Origin of the sequence: Chrysanthemum yellows phytoplasma, from assembly GCF_000803325.1 — a bacterium.
Lineage (GTDB): Bacteria > Bacillota_I > Bacilli_A > Acholeplasmatales > Acholeplasmataceae > Phytoplasma > Phytoplasma asteris.
The window spans coordinates 1-410 of record NZ_JSWH01000220.1 but is presented as its reverse complement, the minus strand read 5'-3'; the positions used below and the strand labels follow the sequence as shown (position 1 = coordinate 410).

Annotated in this window: 1 pseudogene; it reads left to right on the top strand. The window is 34.9% G+C overall.

Features of this window, described 5'->3' with window-relative positions:
* A pseudogene (locus OL66_RS04100) lies at positions 1–306 on the top strand (DUF2963 domain-containing protein); the annotation flags it as partial.
* Positions 307–410: the final 104 nt, after the last annotated feature.

The window sequence follows — 410 nt, the reverse complement described above, 5'->3', positions numbered from 1 at the left end:
GCGAAAGAATTAAGAGTTGCAGGATTTACTTTTCAACAATTAAAAGATGCAGGTTTTAGTTCTCAACAATTAAAAGATGCAGAATATACTGTTAGACAATTAAGACAAGCAGGATATACCGCGGAAAAATTAAAAGAAGCAGGATATACCGCGAGAGAATTAAATGATGCAGGATATACCGCGGAAAAATTAAAAGAAGCAGGATATACCGCGAAAGAATTAAGAGTTGCAGGATACAATTTGGGAATATTAAAACAAGCAGGATATACCACGAAAGAATTAAACGATGCAGGATACAATTTGTGATAAATAATAGCTGCTAATAAATAAAAGTATTCAAAGACGAGCGTAGCGAACTAGGCGTCCAGCCGAAGTATACTTAGATTAACTATTACACCCCTCCTATAAAG